Annotated in this window: 17 protein-coding genes and 1 pseudogene; 2 read left to right on the top strand and 16 right to left on the bottom strand. The window is 45.3% G+C overall.

The genetic code is table 11. From position 1 onward, the window contains the following. Positions 1 to 23 precede the first annotated feature (23 nt). Positions 24 to 1,181, bottom strand: a complete 1,158-nt coding sequence (locus AC5ELV_RS00180; protein WP_493428688.1) for a GNAT family N-acetyltransferase — start codon at positions 1,179 to 1,181, stop codon at positions 24 to 26. Positions 1,182 to 1,582: 401 nt separating this feature from the next. Here AC5ELV_RS00180 and AC5ELV_RS00185 point away from each other — a divergent pair. Then, a pseudogene (locus AC5ELV_RS00185) lies at positions 1,583 to 2,451 on the top strand (aminoglycoside 6-adenylyltransferase). 49 nt (positions 2,452 to 2,500) lie between these two features. On the opposite strand, the gene AC5ELV_RS00190 reads toward AC5ELV_RS00185, so the two are convergent. From AC5ELV_RS00190 to AC5ELV_RS00260, 15 genes are all read right to left on the bottom strand, one after another. Continuing rightward, positions 2,501 to 3,880, bottom strand: a complete 1,380-nt coding sequence (locus AC5ELV_RS00190; protein WP_493428689.1) for an alpha/beta fold hydrolase — start codon at positions 3,878 to 3,880, stop codon at positions 2,501 to 2,503. A gap of 5 nt (positions 3,881 to 3,885) precedes the next feature. After that, a complete protein-coding gene (locus AC5ELV_RS00195; protein WP_493428690.1) occupies positions 3,886 to 4,368 on the bottom strand; it encodes an SDR family oxidoreductase in 483 nt (160 codons plus the stop codon). Between the two features lie 61 nt (positions 4,369 to 4,429). Next, positions 4,430 to 5,011: a TetR/AcrR family transcriptional regulator gene (locus AC5ELV_RS00200; RefSeq protein ID WP_341161606.1), complete on the bottom strand. Its 582-nt coding sequence runs from the start codon at positions 5,009 to 5,011 to the stop codon at positions 4,430 to 4,432. 66 nt (positions 5,012 to 5,077) lie between these two features. Then, positions 5,078 to 5,422: a cupin domain-containing protein gene (locus tag AC5ELV_RS00205; RefSeq protein WP_493428691.1), complete on the bottom strand. Its 345-nt coding sequence runs from the start codon at positions 5,420 to 5,422 to the stop codon at positions 5,078 to 5,080. A 122-nt stretch (positions 5,423 to 5,544) separates the two neighbouring features. After that, entirely contained in the window at positions 5,545 to 5,880 is a 336-nt protein-coding gene (locus tag AC5ELV_RS00210; RefSeq protein ID WP_013310132.1) for a YolD-like family protein, read from the bottom strand. A 12-nt stretch (positions 5,881 to 5,892) separates the two neighbouring features. Further along, positions 5,893 to 6,087: a hypothetical protein gene (locus tag AC5ELV_RS00215; RefSeq protein ID WP_013310131.1), complete on the bottom strand. Its 195-nt coding sequence runs from the start codon at positions 6,085 to 6,087 to the stop codon at positions 5,893 to 5,895. A 104-nt stretch (positions 6,088 to 6,191) separates the two neighbouring features. Beyond that, entirely contained in the window at positions 6,192 to 6,680 is a 489-nt protein-coding gene (locus AC5ELV_RS00220) for a hypothetical protein (protein WP_493428692.1), read from the bottom strand. 85 nt (positions 6,681 to 6,765) lie between these two features. Continuing rightward, positions 6,766 to 7,128: a response regulator gene (locus tag AC5ELV_RS00225; RefSeq protein WP_023988407.1), complete on the bottom strand. Its 363-nt coding sequence runs from the start codon at positions 7,126 to 7,128 to the stop codon at positions 6,766 to 6,768. Positions 7,129 to 7,462: 334 nt separating this feature from the next. Next, a complete protein-coding gene (locus tag AC5ELV_RS00230; protein WP_493428693.1) occupies positions 7,463 to 8,458 on the bottom strand; it encodes a metal ABC transporter substrate-binding protein in 996 nt (331 codons plus the stop codon). Between the two features lie 53 nt (positions 8,459 to 8,511). Further along, on the bottom strand, positions 8,512 to 9,360 hold the full coding sequence (locus AC5ELV_RS00235) for a metal ABC transporter permease (RefSeq protein ID WP_023988405.1): 849 nt from the start codon (positions 9,358 to 9,360) through the stop codon (positions 8,512 to 8,514). Further along, positions 9,306 to 10,013 (bottom strand): metal ABC transporter ATP-binding protein, encoded by a 708-nt coding sequence (locus AC5ELV_RS00240; protein WP_250268195.1) that lies wholly within the window; start codon positions 10,011 to 10,013, stop codon positions 9,306 to 9,308. The genes AC5ELV_RS00235 and AC5ELV_RS00240 overlap by 55 nt, the downstream gene beginning before the upstream one ends. A gap of 217 nt (positions 10,014 to 10,230) precedes the next feature. Then, on the bottom strand, positions 10,231 to 11,253 hold the full coding sequence (locus AC5ELV_RS00245) for an ABC transporter substrate-binding protein (RefSeq protein ID WP_493428694.1): 1,023 nt from the start codon (positions 11,251 to 11,253) through the stop codon (positions 10,231 to 10,233). A 63-nt stretch (positions 11,254 to 11,316) separates the two neighbouring features. Continuing rightward, positions 11,317 to 12,105 (bottom strand): ABC transporter ATP-binding protein, encoded by a 789-nt coding sequence (locus AC5ELV_RS00250; RefSeq protein WP_493428695.1) that lies wholly within the window; start codon positions 12,103 to 12,105, stop codon positions 11,317 to 11,319. Beyond that, on the bottom strand, positions 12,102 to 13,226 hold the full coding sequence (locus AC5ELV_RS00255; RefSeq protein WP_493428696.1) for a FecCD family ABC transporter permease: 1,125 nt from the start codon (positions 13,224 to 13,226) through the stop codon (positions 12,102 to 12,104). The genes AC5ELV_RS00250 and AC5ELV_RS00255 overlap by 4 nt, the downstream gene beginning before the upstream one ends. Further along, entirely contained in the window at positions 13,223 to 14,314 is a 1,092-nt protein-coding gene (locus tag AC5ELV_RS00260; RefSeq protein ID WP_493428697.1) for a CobW family GTP-binding protein, read from the bottom strand. The genes AC5ELV_RS00255 and AC5ELV_RS00260 overlap by 4 nt, the downstream gene beginning before the upstream one ends. Before the next feature lie 234 nt (positions 14,315 to 14,548). Between AC5ELV_RS00260 and AC5ELV_RS00265 the strand changes: the two genes are divergently transcribed. After that, a complete protein-coding gene (locus tag AC5ELV_RS00265) occupies positions 14,549 to 15,550 on the top strand; it encodes a permease (RefSeq protein WP_493428698.1) in 1,002 nt (333 codons plus the stop codon). Positions 15,551 to 15,557: the final 7 nt, after the last annotated feature.

Below are 15,557 nucleotides of genomic sequence, written 5' to 3' on the forward strand. Positions count from 1 at the left end.
TTCCTCTATTGCATTCTATCCTTTTATTCAATCGATTCAGCAAGAGTACGAGCAATCTGCTCGCTGTTTGCTTCCTTATAAATAAAATCATGATAATGTGGCTGATGGATGTCGATCCATCCCTTCTCGATTGCCTTCTGATAATAATGTCGTGCGCGTTTTTGTTCACCCGTCAAATAAAACATGCAGGCGGCATTCCAATATAGCCCCGCATCTCCACTCCAATCCCAGCCTTGATCAAGTGCTTGTGCGTAACTCCAGGCTGAGCGGGCATAATCAGGTGCTACACCATATTTTATATTGCCATGCATATAATAGTTCCCGTTCACCAGAAGATTGTTTAAGGGAAGATTCCATCCAAACAGAATCGGAAAATCCGCAAGCAATGTAAAGCCTACAGATAAGGCTGTTCTTTGAGAAGCTATATTATCGGACCAGCACTGCCAGCCGACTCTAGCGATCCCCCGTTGTTTGGCCAGAGAAAGCGCACCGAGAGCTACCTTTCGGGCCCATCCTTTTTTCTGATAGCTCGCAACAGTTTGAATGCCTAACTCACACTCTTGACCCACGACCCAATCGGTCAAGCACCAGCTGACAATAGCCGGGCCTTCCTCCGTATGTTGAATGGCAGCGCATCCAAATCCATTTTTTTCATAAGCAGCCTGAGAGGGCCAACCGTCCAGGATCTCATGAATGATATCCTCAAGACCCGCCAGATGCCGCTGCTTTAATAGTTCACGATCTATTGCTACGATATCCTCCCCAAGCGGGCTAGCTATACTGTCCAAATGCTGAGTAAACGTCATTCGGCCACTCTTCATAGGCCGTACATCCTTCATCACGGTTTCAAGAGCAGCTTCCCACTTCTCATCTGCCGGGTAATATAGCACATAGTCTAATTTTCCTTTAAATGCAAGTTGAGGTAATAGGATTTCTTGAAGCAACATGTTGATTTCTTTAAAGAAGGCTTTATTGTCCAGGCTTCCTCCCAGAAAAATGCCTTGGGGGTTGCTCAATACAGCGGTATTCCCATCATTAGATACAAAAATTCTACCCGGTATGATGCCGCTAATGACACCTTGAATCGATATGTGATGCTTCATTGTATCAAAAAGACCGAATGCCTTATAAAAATAAGATTCCGCGAGTTCCATTCCTTGAATCATGTGATGAGCACACATTTGTCTGTTTTGCCTCCCATAAACCTATGAGAGATTCTTATTCATCTAAAGACATAAACCTCTCATAAGCTTTTTGATTTGTTTGTTCGTATTCAAACATCATCACTCCTTTAAACGTATTAGAGGATTAGGCTCTAAGATGGTCTGTACTTGATGCCTCCGCTTCATTATGGATAACACATACAATTCGGTCAAGTGTACTTTTGGTAATAAAGATGGCCTCGTCTGCACTGTTGAATGGCTTCTGTCTATAGGCTATTGTAAGGATAGGAGACTTTTCCAGATAAAAGAACTTACAGGAGGTTGTTTTCCTTGATGATCCTTGAGCTAGTGGCCATTATTTCTATTGCTCCCTTGTCCATGTTTTTCTCCTTTAGATGCCGCTTGTGGAGACAACTATTATGAGAAGTGAACATGAAATGCTTCATACCATTCTCCATTTTGCTCAAGAGGACGAACGGGTACGTGCCGTGATTCTGAATGGTTCACGCGCCAATCCACATGCCCCACGGGACATTTTTCAGGATTATGATATCGTCTTTCTCGTATCCTCCATGGACAGCTTATTCAGGAACGTCGCTGGATCAACCATTTTGGTGAATTGATCATTATGCAGACGCCCGATGAGCATATGGAACCTACTTCGACGCCCCGTGATCGTTTTGCTTTTCTCATGTTATTTACGGACGGCAATCGCATAGATCTTACACTCTACCCTGCGAATAACATCGCCAATTGGACCCGAGACAGCTTAAGTGTACTGCTGCTGGATAAAGACGGGCTTGTGGAGCCTTTCCCACCGCCAAGTCTTCAAGATTATAAGACATTACCTCCAACCGCCCAAGTCTATGCGAATTCCTGCAACGAGTTCTGGTGGGTCAGTACTTATGTAGCTAAAGGATTATGGCGACAGGAGCTGCCCTATGCCAAATTTATGCTGGATCGGCCTGTGAGAGATGCGCTTCACTTGATGCTGGAATGGCATATTGGTATACGAACAGACTTCGCGGCAGATCCGGGTAAACAGGGAAAATATTTCGAGAACCACCTTGAACCTGGACTTTGGACGCTCTACATCCAAACGTTTGCGGATGCAGATTATGAACATATGTGGCAGTCTCTTTTGATCATGGGAAATTTATTTAGAGAAGCCGCCTTGGAAGTAGCGAACCATTATGGTTACGAATATCCGACTCTGGACGATCAACGTGTTACGAACTATCTCCATCACGTAAAAGCTCTCCCCGCAGATGCTAAGGACATTTATTGATAAAAAACCAGTCTGCACTTGATTTATATGTGCTAGGCTGGTTTTATTTTTATACACTAACGTTATTCTGTCCTATGTGCTGCTTTAGATATTGCGCTGTTCGTTCCGGTTGCGAGATCGGAAAATGATGAGCTGCCGGAATATTCAGCGTATGCAGGGCATGAAATGGCTCGGGCAACTTATAGATCTGATCCTTCACACCCCATAGAATCGAAACCTCCTCTTTATACATTCTTTCGGATATCTCAGGGACTGACCGGAAGCTATCGGACTTCGTTAGCATGGCTAGGGCTTGCGCAGTCGTCTTTCTTACGCGTGGGGAACGCATTTCTTCAAGAACATACGTGATGTATGCTGGCGGGATATCGTCGATACTTTCAAAACAAGTCTGCGCAAGCAATTGCTTGCGTAAGCCTGAATCGCTGAATCTGCCTAGCATACTCTCCGTAATTCGTGCGCTCCGATATCTGCGCGGAGCAGTATGCAATACAGGCTGCAATAGGTGTAAGCTACTGATACGCTCAGGTACGCGTTCCCATGCCTTAGCAGCTAGTAGTCCGCCGAACGAATGACCTACAAGGCAGATTGGCGTTTCCAAAGCCTGAATAGCCTGCACTAACGATTCAATGTGGCCTTCTAGTACATCCTCCTTATGATGGTATGGGGAACGGCCAAAACCGGGAAGATCCACCAAGCAAACAGAGGATTCCGGAAATTGATTTGCCAGCGATATCAAACAATCTGCCCCGCTGAAAGTACCGTGAACTAATACGATCGTTGGATTTCCATTCTTCACCCTTCGCTCCAGTGTAGCTAATGGCCCACGTCTGTTGCGGACATATCCATCTGTATCTATGGTGGAATGAGCAATCCTGAAATCAAGATCAGTAATGACAAATGGGAACACACTTTTGTTCATCGCCTGTGACAACCCGTATTTACGCTGAATCTCTCGTGCTGCATTCAGTGGGTAGTCCACATCCACGATAAAATCAAGTGATTCCTTCGGAATACCTAACTTTTGGCCCAGAGGAGTACCCAGTATACTGGTTAGCCAAGCTGGCGAAATCGAACCGAGCGGTTTACAGACACGAAGCTCCTTCGCCATATTCGTTCCCAGCTCTATCATCGTTGGACTCTGCTGTCTGTCATCCATCAAGTAGTATGTTTCACTAGCAGGATGTGATTCCTTCGTAAGAACACTGATCAATTCGGCTGCATGATCTACATGGACCAAGGGGAGCCAATGAGATTTTCCTCCGGGGACAAGTCCCATAAGCTTGCGCGCTGTAGAACCTACGAGAATGCCTAGTCCACCAGTTTGGGGCGTATCCCCAGACTCTGAGTCACCAATGACAACGCTCAAATGGACAACCGAAAGCGGAAATCCTTCCTTGTGTGCTCCTTGACGGATACGCAAATCAGCCAAAAATTTCATCCGTTCATATGGAGGTGCCTGTTCCAAATGATCGATGACGGGCTCGGGAGTAATCCAGTTATGATCATTAAAAGGGCTTTTGTACCCAACCAAATGGATAAAATGTCGTACCCTTTGCTCGTATGAATATGTGTAGCCAACGTTATCATTTCTTCTGCCGCTTGTAGAAAAGCTGCTCTCGCATCCTCCTCTCCCAGCAGAATATCCATCGGACCTCCTGCGTGAATTACCACATCTGCTGTCTCCACGAGTTGCCTGTCAACAGGATTTAATCCTAGAGCAGGTATACTCAAATCGCCAATAACCGGTGTTAATTTCCCGATATGCCATGCTGTCTCCAAATCCATTTGCCTGCATATTTGTTCCCACTTTTGCTGCGAACGAACCAGGACGGTAATAGTGTGTTCCTCCTTGGAAAGTTGCCGTAACGTATGCATGCCGATAAATCCTGTGCCGCCCGTGATAAAGATATGTGTCATATACGAAACCTGCCTTTTTTATTTTTTAGTACTTCATAGTACTAATAAAGATTAAAAAAAATCACTTTAGCAGAAGTGCTAAAGTAAATTTTAAATTTTCAAGTATGCTCGGGTCCTGGCTTGCATGCTGCAGAAAGAGCGCACCTTCAATGGCCGAGACGATGAATTGGGCCGTCGACCTCGCAGGAAGTTCAGCCTGAATCTCTAATCTCTCCCTTCCCTCGTTCAGCAATATTTCTACGGTAGTGATCTGGCTTTGGAAGAACTGGCTTATTTTATTCCGAAACAAGGCGCTATCTTGAGGCATTTGCGTATAAAGAGTAATAAAGGGACAGCCTCCCAAATAATCTGTCTCTTGCTCTGTCAGCAATTGAAGAAGGATTTCAAAACGTTCCTGAACGGACTGATCCTTACGCGAAACAACTTCATAAATCATCTCATTATACGTTTGAATCAGTTGATCCAGAATGGCTGAAAGTAGCTCTTCTTTACTTTTAAAATAATAGTAAATGTTCGTTTTGGACACATTGCTCACAGCCACAATTTCATCCATACTTGTTGCATGATATCCTTGGGTAAGAAACAATGAAGTAGCGATGCGCAGAACAACATCCCGATTAGTGATTTTATTTTTTTTCATCATATTTAGCACTATACAGTACTAAAAAAGACTTGTCAACCTTCGTTGGAACATGTCTGCTCCAAAATATTACTTTTCAGTCAGAACCCGGTCACCTCTGCTCGCAGGCTGAGAAATAACCAAAAATTCAACATCCTGATTCGTTTCATTAAACATTTGATGAGGCACCATAGGAGGAACCTCACACCCTTCCTGAGATCCTAATTGGATTCGTTCACCATCCACTTCAAGTACCGCTGTACCTGATAAAATAAAGAAAAATTGGCGCGCATGATGATGATAATGTCTGGCCTCTTGTGTATTTCCGGGCATCCGCTCATGAATAATGCTCAAATCATTATTTTTCACCAAGCGCCAACCATCACATTGATCTCCCCATATATAATGTTCAGCATTATTTTTACTAATTTTCATTATTGAACTCCTCCTTTTGCAATTACAGTTTATTTTAAATATAAATTCATAGAGCTACAATCTTAATTATAAAACGGCGAGACAAATGAAAAAAACACTCCGATTTAGTCAGACTGTTTTTTTTATATATCCGCCTCGATAATTTCCTCCAACTTAATCCAGCTAAAATCCTCTTCCCCACGGGACAGCTTCACTTCTCGCCGACTTGTATTAATTACCGTGACCAGTCCACGCAGCTCCTCATCATCAAACGGATTGAACACTTTTAGCGTAATAGGCTTACGTTCGTTATAGGATACGATGATGGCCTGTTCAATCTGCTGCATTTCCTGATCGTCCAGTGCTGGCTTGCCGCGCCTTCCTTGCTCCTTCATTAGTCTTAAATATGCCTCCCGATGCTCAGGCAAAATCATGCGCGAGCTTTCCCATATGCCATTTCCTTCAAGCTTTTTCCCCATCGTAAGCCCCTCCTATGCTGTTCTGGTTACCGGATGCCATGCCAATACATGATCTAATCGAAAAACACGTGGCTGGCCTGTCTGTAAACAGGTGGCTCGTATCAAGCCATTCTGCACACGATGCACCTCGATACGCCGATGAGACAGTTTGCCCTTCCGATCCAAATACACGATTTCCACGATCTGCCCCACGTATTTTTCCAACATGATCCTTCACTCCTTATCAGAACGTTTGTTTGTATTATATGCGAACATGCGTTTGATTATCAATGTAAAAAAATCCCCTGAGGGATTTGACTCTCTCAAGGGAATTAAAATTCATAGGTGGATAGCTTAATATCTTCTTTATTCAAATCTTTCAGCGGATAGACAGGGCCATTCCAATAAGTCAGAATATCAAGCGGCTCATTAGTACCATGTTCTTTTAAAGAAAGAGATAATTCAAGTAATAAATGTGGAAGTTGATAAGAGCTTGTTAAAAACTGATATTCCTCTGGACTTTCACAGTCTTCTGCTCGATAGAATACAAAGTATCCCTCGGTATGATCCCCAATGAGTACAATGTAGCGAGCAAGAAACATAATTTCGCCATTGGCAAAAGGAATGGAATATGTCGAAGCAGAGATCAAATCAGTCTCTAATCCCTCAATACGAAGGGTAAGTTCATTGTTAAGAGCATCCATTCTTTCTCTTTGTTCGCTTACGAGGTGTTCATAATTTACAGGGACAAGCCCTCCATTCTTGATCGTAGCGATCAGTTCGTCTATAAATACTTTTTGAGACAACACTCGATTGCTCATCCTATTCATCTCCATATTCGTGAAAATAAGCATGGAATTCTCGCTTTAACATGTTCAATATTTATGTATTAAAAATCTTGATTCATTAACTCCCTAGCATTTTTGTGACTGCATTCACGACCCTTTCCATCTCAAATGGTTTAACAATAAAGTCTTTTGCACCTGCCTGAAATGCTTTTATAATCGCTTCCTGCTGCCCCAAAGCAGAACACATCAAAATGTTGGCTTGGGGATCAAGCTCTACAATCTTTTTAACAGCCTCAAGTCCGTCCATCTTAGGCATATTAATATCCATGGTGATTAAATCGGGACGAAAGTGTGCGTATTTCAAAACAGCATCATACCCATTTTCTGCTTCCGCGATAACAGCGTGACCTAAATCCAAAAGAATATCCTTAAGCACAGAACGCATAAATAAAGAGTCATCCACTACTATAACTGTTGCCAAATTAACCTCTCCAATCCGTTGTCAAATGATATGCACGCCCAAACTTCAATATCGGTGAATAAACTGATAATATTAATAGAAAGAATCTGTAAAAATAAAAACGCTACCAATGAATTATAAAAGAAATTTGAAACTAGCTACTACAGAATTAGTTTTCAAAAAAACGTTTCACAATGACGTAAATCATTTCTGAAAAGCAAATTACAAAGGACTATATAGCTACTGTATCTAGAGAACTAGCCAAAAAAGCACATTTTTCTTAGATAGTTATAAAAAAACTGACGCCGGTATCCTTCCGACGTCAGTTTATAAACTTATTCGTTTTAAGAATTTCTTATTCATTCAGAGCTTTTTTCAAAGCCTCCAGATTGTTTTTCATCACACCAAGGTAATCCAGGTTCTTCTGTTTGTCCTCATCCGTCAATCCTTCGAGCGGATTCAGTACATCAGTTTTTGAACCGATTTCAGTAGCTACGGTCTCAGCGACCTTCGGATCAACAAGAGTTTCGAAGAAAATCGTTTTAACATTATTTTCTTTAGCGAATTTGATAATACCCGCCAACTTGTCTGGTGTAGGCTCTTGCTCTGGAGAAAGTCCGGCAATCGGCACTTGAGTCAAACCGTATTGCTTAGCCAAATAGCTAAAAGCAGCATGCTGTGTAATAAAGTCTTTACGTTTTACATCCTTCAGACCTGTTTTGAACTCGGTATCCAGCTCTTTCAGCTTGGCGATATAAGCATCAGCATTTTTCTCATAGTCCGCTTTGTTTGCAGGATCGGCTTTTACAAGTCCTGCTTCTATAGCTTCTACTTCTTTTTGAGCTAAGACTGGGTCAAGCCATACATGGGGATCCAGCACATGATCGTGATCATGGCCTTCCTCTGCGTGCGCTTCTTCTCCTTCTTCCTCAGCCGTGCCTTCCATCAGGTTTAACCCTTTGCTCGCTTCAACTACAACACGCTTATCATTGGACGCGCTGCTCAAAGCCTGTTCTGCCCAACCTTCGACGATACCGTTATAAACAAACACGTCAGCATCCTTAACCTGTGCCATATCTTTGGCGCTCGGTTCCCAGTCATGCGGCTCAGCACCAGCAGGAATCAACGCGGTTACGTTAGCATGGTCTCCAGCAACCTGCTTGGTAAATTCATACATCGGATAAAAAGTGGTAACCACATTCAGCTTCTTACCACTGTCTGCTGTTTGCGCCGCATTCGGCTCGGTTTGGGAAGCATTTGTAGCTGCATTATCAGATTTGGCTCCGCAGCCAGACAAAATAAGTGCTAGTCCCGCAGACATGACAAATGATTTTTTGAACCATGTATTCATATTCATTACTCCTTTATGCGTTAGATATTTAGTCATTCTCACTGTAATTACACTCACTGGCCTGTCGCATTCTTTCGCCGGGAAGCCTGTTGCTTGCCCAGCTTGCGGACCAGCTTTTGAATACCAGCTCCTACAATCAGGAATAATAACAGCACCATGGCAATCGTCCCCCCTGGGGGTGTACTGAGTTCATACGATGCCGTTAAACCCATAAATACGCCGATCAACGCAGTGACCATAGATATCCAGATGGCTGCCGCGAAGCTCGGTGCAATTCGAATCGCCAGCGCCGCAGGGAGCACGATGAGTGAGGAGACAAGCAGCACACCGACAATCGGCATTGCAGCAGCTACAATCATCCCTGTTAAAATACTAAATGCAAATGAAATGGACTTGACAGGAAGACCATTAGTCTTCGCCGTTTCTTCATCAAAGGTAATCTGATACAAAGGGCGCCGAAACACGAAAAAGAAAATACCTCCGATGACAGCCACAACGATCATCAACATCAGCTCTGTCTGATTGACCGCTACGACCGAACCGAACAAATAAGCGGAAAACCCTTTGTTGATGCTCTGATTCAGATTCATTAAAATAACGGCCGTCGAGAGGCCACCTACCATAATAATAGCCACAGATATCTCACTATATGTTTTATAAGACCTGCGGACGTATTCAACGATAATCGCGCCGATTACGGCAACAATAAATCCGGTTATCGTCGGGTTAATGCCTAAATAGGCACCTGCTGCCACCCCTGCCAGCGATACATGCGATAGCATGTCCGCCATGAGAGCCTGACGCCGTAGCATCAGGTATACTCCAAGCACCGAGGCCAGCAGTGCAATTACCCCACCGGCACAAAATGCCCGCTGCATGAAGTCGTAGTGCAGCATTTCCATCCGCCATCTTCCTTCCTCTCAAGCTCAATAATTCGATCCAGATAATGTTGCACTTCCGATAGTCCATGGGTCACCATGACCACGGTTCTTCCATATTCCTTAACCTGCTGATTCATCAGATCGTAGAAATGATGGCGGCTTTCCTGATCCATTCCGGTTGTGGGCTCATCCAAAATGAGCAAATCCGATTCCTGAGCGAGCGCTCTTGCCACACAAATACGTTGCTTCTGTCCACCGGACAATTCGCCGATTTTACGGTGACGCAAATCCCACATCCCTACCTGACGCAGCGCCTGCTCAGTCAGATCATGATCCTCAGACCGCATACGACGTAACCAAGAGCCATGAGTATATCTTCCTGAACGAACAAATTCCAAAATGGTACTTGGAAATCCGCCATTGAAGGCAGCAATCTGTTGGGATACAAAGCCGACAACAAGCTTTTTGCCTTCACCTGTACGGCTAGACATGAACACCTTGCCCTTCCAAGGCTGAAGCAAGCCGAGCAACAGTTTGAGCATGGTTGATTTGGAAGCACCATTCGGTCCGGTAATAGCCACAAATTCTCCCGAAAAAATTTCAACATTGGCATCCACCAAGTTAGGAACATCTCCGTAGCCAAATGTGACCTGTTCCAATGAGGCCAATAACATGACGCAAATCTCCTTTTCCTTTAAAAAGCCTGGAGCCATCTGAGCGATCATCATTTGCGCAGATTCTCCAGGTCGTTTATGATCATTAAACCATCTACCGTAATTATTACGATTTGGTAATAAAAAAATAAGCGTTTGATAAACGTAACCTTTACGCATTAGCAAGTTTAACAGTTTAGGCAAGGTTCGTCAACGTTTTGGCAACTCTTTTGTTTGTTTACTTCACCTTGTCCGGGTATAAGCCTGCCGCCAAGGTTTTCAACGCGATCGGAGCGCGCACGCCTTCAGCCGCTGCGGATAATGGCAGCACTATAAACCGTTTGTTTTTGATCGCTTCCACACCAGCCAGCGCAGGCTTGCTCAGGAGCAGCTTCTCTTTATCCGCCAGTGAAGTATCACCATAGTCGAGGATGACGATCACATCAGGGTTACGGTTCACAACCTCTTCCCAGCTTACCTCGGTAAAACTTTTGTCGATATCATCAAAAATATTTTTCGCCTTCACACTTTCAATCAAAGACGTTAGGTAATTGTTGGCAGCCGTAAAGGGCTTGTCTTCTCCGCTGTCATAGACAAACACCTTGGGTGCCTGTTCAACAACACCAATTTGAGTCTGAATAGACTGCACTTGTTCACGAATGTCATTTACCAGCTTTTCTGCACGCTCCTCAATCCTGAAAATACGCCCAATATTTAGTATATCCTGATACACATCTTCTAACGTGGGACCCGGTTTATTGGAGGACTCTTGTACATAGGTCAGCACCCCTTGTTTGGCTAGCTCCTCACGGGAACCCAGATTTTTATCATTAAAGGCACTCTTCCAGCCGGCATAGGCAAAATCCGGTGCAGCGGCCATAAACACCTCTTTGGACGGATATTGTTCGGCCAGTACCGGGATTTTGTCATATTGAGCCTTATATTTTGGCAAAATCTGATCATCTAAATACGCAGTTCCTACCATAGAGGATTCTAGTCCAAGAGCTAGCATAACCTCAGTCGCGTGCTGGTTCAATGTAACCGCGCGTTTGGGCGCCTCGGGAAATGCCATTTTAACGCCCATGTTCTCAAGCTCTACCGACGTCTTATTGGTTGCCGATTGCAATGCGGCAGGTTGCTGCCCGTTTGCCAATGGATCGCTTGTTTGAGCCGTGTTTCCTGCTGCGCAGGCTGATAACAACAGCATCATCGCCAAAGCGAGCATAACCAGCGGTAACGCGGGCTTGCTATATTTTTTCATATGTACCGTCTCCTCTTTTATTTGTAGTTTACTTACCTCATCGTATCACCTTTTCTGTTGACGTTATGGATAGCCTCCTCTCCTGAGAGAATCCGGTAAAAAGGTAATATTCGGCTTCCCGGTTTTTGGATGAATGCAGATTTCTGTCTCCACCCCGAATACACTCCATAGCAGGTCTGGCTGAAGCACATCCTCCGTTATGCCAGAGGCTACCACTTTGCCTTCTTTTAATACATACATTCGATCACAATAAAATGCCGCCAAATTCAAATCATGTAGTGCAGCTAGCGTAGTTATCCGAAGTGTTTTGACCAAATCCAAAATTTGCAGCTGATACCGGATGTCCAGATGATTTGTTGGCTCATCCAAAACAAGAAATTTCGCCTGCCCGGCCAAAGCTCTGGCGATCAATACCCGTTGCTTTTCGCCGCCGGACAAGGTGGCAAAGCCCTGATCCGCCTGAGCATTCATGCCTACCCGCTCCAGCGCCTGCTCGACCAGTTCATGATCGACGACAGTATCTGCTTCCAGCAGTTTCTTATGCGGATGGCGACCCATCAGGACGATGTCCCGTACTGAAAAATCAAACGTTTGCGGCGCATCCTGACTCACCACTGCCATTTGTCGGGCCGTCTCTTTATACTTCATCCGCAGCATATCCTGGCCATCCAACGTAACCACACCACTGTCAGGCTTTAGCACACGATACATATTTTTGAGCAACGTCGATTTCCCGCTGCCATTCGGACCGATCAATCCGACCAGCTCCCCTGCTTTTACCTGGAGACAGATGCCGTCGATCAGTCGTTTATTGTGAATACTGAAGGTCACGCATTCGACTTCTATAATCATTTTTCGCCTCCAAACGAGTAGGAACTACGACGCAGCAGCCACACAAAAAAGGGTCCTCCGCACACAGCCGTCACAATACCAATCGGTAGCTCCTGTGGAGCCAGCACGAGCCGGGCACATACATCAGCCCACACGACAAAAATAGCTCCCGCCAACAGACTGACGGGCAGTACACGCCGATGATCTGATCCCACTATCAGCCTAACGATGTGCGGAATCATAAGCCCGACAAAGCCAATCGAGCCACTAACTGATACGACTGCCCCGGTTAAAAGAGACGCCACGATAACCAGTAATACGCGGAACGCCTGTACGTTCACACCGAGCGTTACTGCGGTCTCCTCACCTGTTAGCAAAGCATTCAGCGACCGGTATCGGGTCAGGAGCACAGCTGTTCCAACGGCTACAATGAGGCTTGGAATAAAAAGCGTGTCCCATTGAGCACCTGCCAGACTTCCCATCATCCAATACATCGCGTCACGAATGCCTTTTTCATTCGGGGCCATCGTCACGATAAAGCTAGTCACAGCCGACAGCATCATAGACACCGCCACCCCTGCCAGCAATAAGCGGGTCGTCGATATGCTCCCAGCCACACGGGCTAACGCGAACACCATAAGCATTGCAGTTAACGAACCTATAAAAGCAGATAAAGGCAGCGCAAGTCGTCCTAAAAATCCGAAAGCTCCGAACACAATCACCAACGTGGCTGTTACCGAAGCCCCAGACGAGACTCCTAAAATATAGGGGTCCGCTAACGAATTACGAATTAATGCCTGTATAGTCGCCCCTGTAACAGCAAGTCCTGCTCCTACGACAACCCCTAGCAGCACGCGTGGAAAGCGGATTTCCCAAACGATATATTGCTCAGGCTTGGTCCATGTCACGGGTATCCACTGGTCCAGCCAGGGAAGATGGGACAGTGCAATTCGCCATATCGTCCCTGGTGCGACAGCTACAGGACCCAGCATGACCGCGAGTGTGACGGAAAGTAACAGCCCAGCAGTTAGCAGCAGAATTGTTGTAAATCCCCAAGTAGGCTTGCCAGCTAGGTGTGCGCGAGAATTATGTTGTGATGGATTAGGTCTTGATGGATTAAGGTTGCTCGTTCTCGAAGTCATGAACTACTCAATGGCTTTTCGGCCGCTTCCAGCTTTCTCAATTGTTCCTCGACCTCGGAAGCAGAGAAATTCTCACCCATGACAACCGCTACATCGTTCACCGGCTTTTGCGGGCGGATCGGAATGATCTCCAACTCCCGATAGGCAAATTGAAACATCATCTGACCCTCTGATTCCAGAAACCGCACAATTCCTTTGGCACGGTAAATTTCAGCTGGCAAACTACGGAACAACTGTTCAAACTCGGAGCGTGGCACAGGTTGTCCAAAGAAATGCGTGTGAACCACTACATGGTCGTAGGAATGATAATGCTCCCCATGTTCGTGGTCATGGGCGTGGTCATGGGCGTGGTCATGGTGATCATGAGACTGATGGTCTGTATGGTCATCATGATCATACGTGTGCAGATGATTTGCCGAATGAGGATGTTCACTCTCAATATCGACTGTGGATTCCTTTTGCTGCGAAACGTCCATACGCCCCTCTCCTTGAGTGGAGAAAAAGGTACTCGCGTCCACGTCACTTCGTTGCGTGCTTACAGTCAAAGCATATGGATTTAACTCTTTTATGAGGGCCTGTACTTTCTGTAACTCGCCCGCAGCCAATAAATCAGTCTTGTTAATAATCAGTTTGGAAGCGCACCGAAGCTGATCCTGCATCAAACGAAGCGACTTGCTTCTCTCGTTCCCCGTGACAAAATCCAGAAATTGACGCGCATCTATGACCGTGATAACGGATTGTAAAATCATAGAAGAATAGATGGAGGCGTCTGTCACTGCATCTACAATTTCCATCGGGTTAGCCACTCCGGTACATTCTACAATAATCACGTCCGGCTTATATTCTTCAGCAAGATTCATGAGCTCGACGCCCAAATCCCCGCGAATGGTACAGCATATACAGCCACTGAGCATTTCCTTCATGGGTGCTTGGCCATTCACCAAACTGCCGTCCAGATTAACATCACCCAACTCATTCATCAAAATGGCTGGCTTGAGCCCCTCCTCCTTGTAGTAAGCCAGCGCATGCTGAAGAAGAGTGGTTTTACCGCTACCCAAAAAACCGGATAAAACAACTATCGGTATCATATAACCCCTCCTTGTCTTTACAACATTTAATATGGATCGTACCGTAAAAGTTTCCTTCTTGCAATCATTTATCGGAATTTAATCGTAATAATTACTAATAACAAACATAAATATATATGACCACTCTTTGAATTGTCAATATAGGAGGTGAGACAAGCACAATCCAGCGGGCATGATTGTCCCTCTACAGACATAGGATGTAGATAAGAACCCTTATTCCCAAGGAGACGTGGAATGAAAAACAGTACGCTGTTGAAGATGCTGCCTTTTATGATTCCGTTTGCCTTTCTCATCCCTGTACTTGTTACGCTATCTCCCCAGTGGCTTCGTTTGTTAGATATGGGCCAGCTGCAACCGTTAAAAACGGTATTTATGGGTATTTTTCTGGAAGCTGTTCCGTTTCTCCTTATCGGCGTGCTCGTTTCATCTCTTTTGCAGTGGCTTGTACCGGAGACATGGATTCGCAAAATAGCGCCTGCGCATCCTGTACCGGGTGTCCTGCTGGCCTCCTTACTAGGTATGCTGTTTCCCATCTGTGAATGCGGCATGATCCCTGTCGTTCGCCAATTAATGCTCAAGGGAATGCCTGCTTATATGGGTATCACTTTTATTTTAAGCGGGCCCATTATCAATCCCGTGGTACTGGCTGCGACGATGATGGCTTTCCCTTCCCATCCCGAGGTCACTGCCGTTCGAATGGGTTTGGCTTTTGCCGTTTCCGCAATCATTGGGCTGATCGTGTATGCCTTTGTGCGAGTGCATCCGCTCAAACGGTCGTTGCTCTCTTTTAACCAGCAAAAGCAGAACAATCAGACTCATCGGCATAGTCGCACATGGCGGGGATTTTTTGTACATGCTGGTGACGAGTTTTTGGACATGAGTAGATATCTCATTATCGGCGCATTATTAACAGCCTGTATCCAAAGCTTCATCCCACGCGATGAAATGCTTTCGTTAAGCGAAGGAACGGTCGGAGCGTACGCCTTTATGATGGGTTTTGCCTATATACTGTCGCTGTGTTCCACCTCCGATGCCTTTGTAGCCACTGCTTTTTCACATACCTTTACACTGGGCCCGCTGGCAGCCTTTCTTGTACTCGGTCCGATGCTAGACTTCAAAGGCACGCTCATGCTGCTCAGCACCTTCCGCACCAAATTTGTCGCCATCTTGGGCTTGCTCATTGTTTCACTCGTCCTAGTGGGTTCTATAGCTGCAGAATGGTTATTGGGGAGGTGAATACAAA

The organism is Paenibacillus sp. NMA1017 (assembly GCF_058895805.1).

Bases quoted from the DNA above. Each gene is read 5' to 3' on its own strand.
- AC5ELV_RS00235 (WP_023988405.1), bottom strand. From the start codon at position 9,360: ATGGAAATGCTGCACTACGACTTCATGCAGCGGGCATTTTGTGCCGGT.
- AC5ELV_RS00210 (WP_013310132.1), bottom strand. From the start codon at position 5,880: ATGGGGAAAAAGCTTGAAGGAAATGGCATATGGGAAAGCTCGCGCATG.
- AC5ELV_RS00230 (WP_493428693.1), bottom strand. From the start codon at position 8,458: ATGAATACATGGTTCAAAAAATCATTTGTCATGTCTGCGGGACTAGCA.
- AC5ELV_RS00195 (WP_493428690.1), bottom strand. From the start codon at position 4,368: ATGACACATATCTTTATCACGGGCGGCACAGGATTTATCGGCATGCAT.
- AC5ELV_RS00255 (WP_493428696.1), bottom strand. From the start codon at position 13,226: ATGACTTCGAGAACGAGCAACCTTAATCCATCAAGACCTAATCCATCA.
- AC5ELV_RS00200 (WP_341161606.1), bottom strand. From the start codon at position 5,011: ATGATGAAAAAAAATAAAATCACTAATCGGGATGTTGTTCTGCGCATC.
- AC5ELV_RS00260 (WP_493428697.1), bottom strand. From the start codon at position 14,314: ATGATACCGATAGTTGTTTTATCCGGTTTTTTGGGTAGCGGTAAAACC.
- AC5ELV_RS00250 (WP_493428695.1), bottom strand. From the start codon at position 12,105: ATGATTATAGAAGTCGAATGCGTGACCTTCAGTATTCACAATAAACGA.
- AC5ELV_RS00220 (WP_493428692.1), bottom strand. From the start codon at position 6,680: ATGAGCAATCGAGTGTTGTCTCAAAAAGTATTTATAGACGAACTGATC.
- AC5ELV_RS00245 (WP_493428694.1), bottom strand. From the start codon at position 11,253: ATGAAAAAATATAGCAAGCCCGCGTTACCGCTGGTTATGCTCGCTTTG.
- AC5ELV_RS00205 (WP_493428691.1), bottom strand. From the start codon at position 5,422: ATGAAAATTAGTAAAAATAATGCTGAACATTATATATGGGGAGATCAA.
- AC5ELV_RS00215 (WP_013310131.1), bottom strand. From the start codon at position 6,087: ATGTTGGAAAAATACGTGGGGCAGATCGTGGAAATCGTGTATTTGGAT.
- AC5ELV_RS00180 (WP_493428688.1), bottom strand. From the start codon at position 1,181: ATGTGTGCTCATCACATGATTCAAGGAATGGAACTCGCGGAATCTTAT.
- AC5ELV_RS00265 (WP_493428698.1), top strand. From the start codon at position 14,549: ATGAAAAACAGTACGCTGTTGAAGATGCTGCCTTTTATGATTCCGTTT.
- AC5ELV_RS00240 (WP_250268195.1), bottom strand. From the start codon at position 10,013: ATGTTATTGGCCTCATTGGAACAGGTCACATTTGGCTACGGAGATGTT.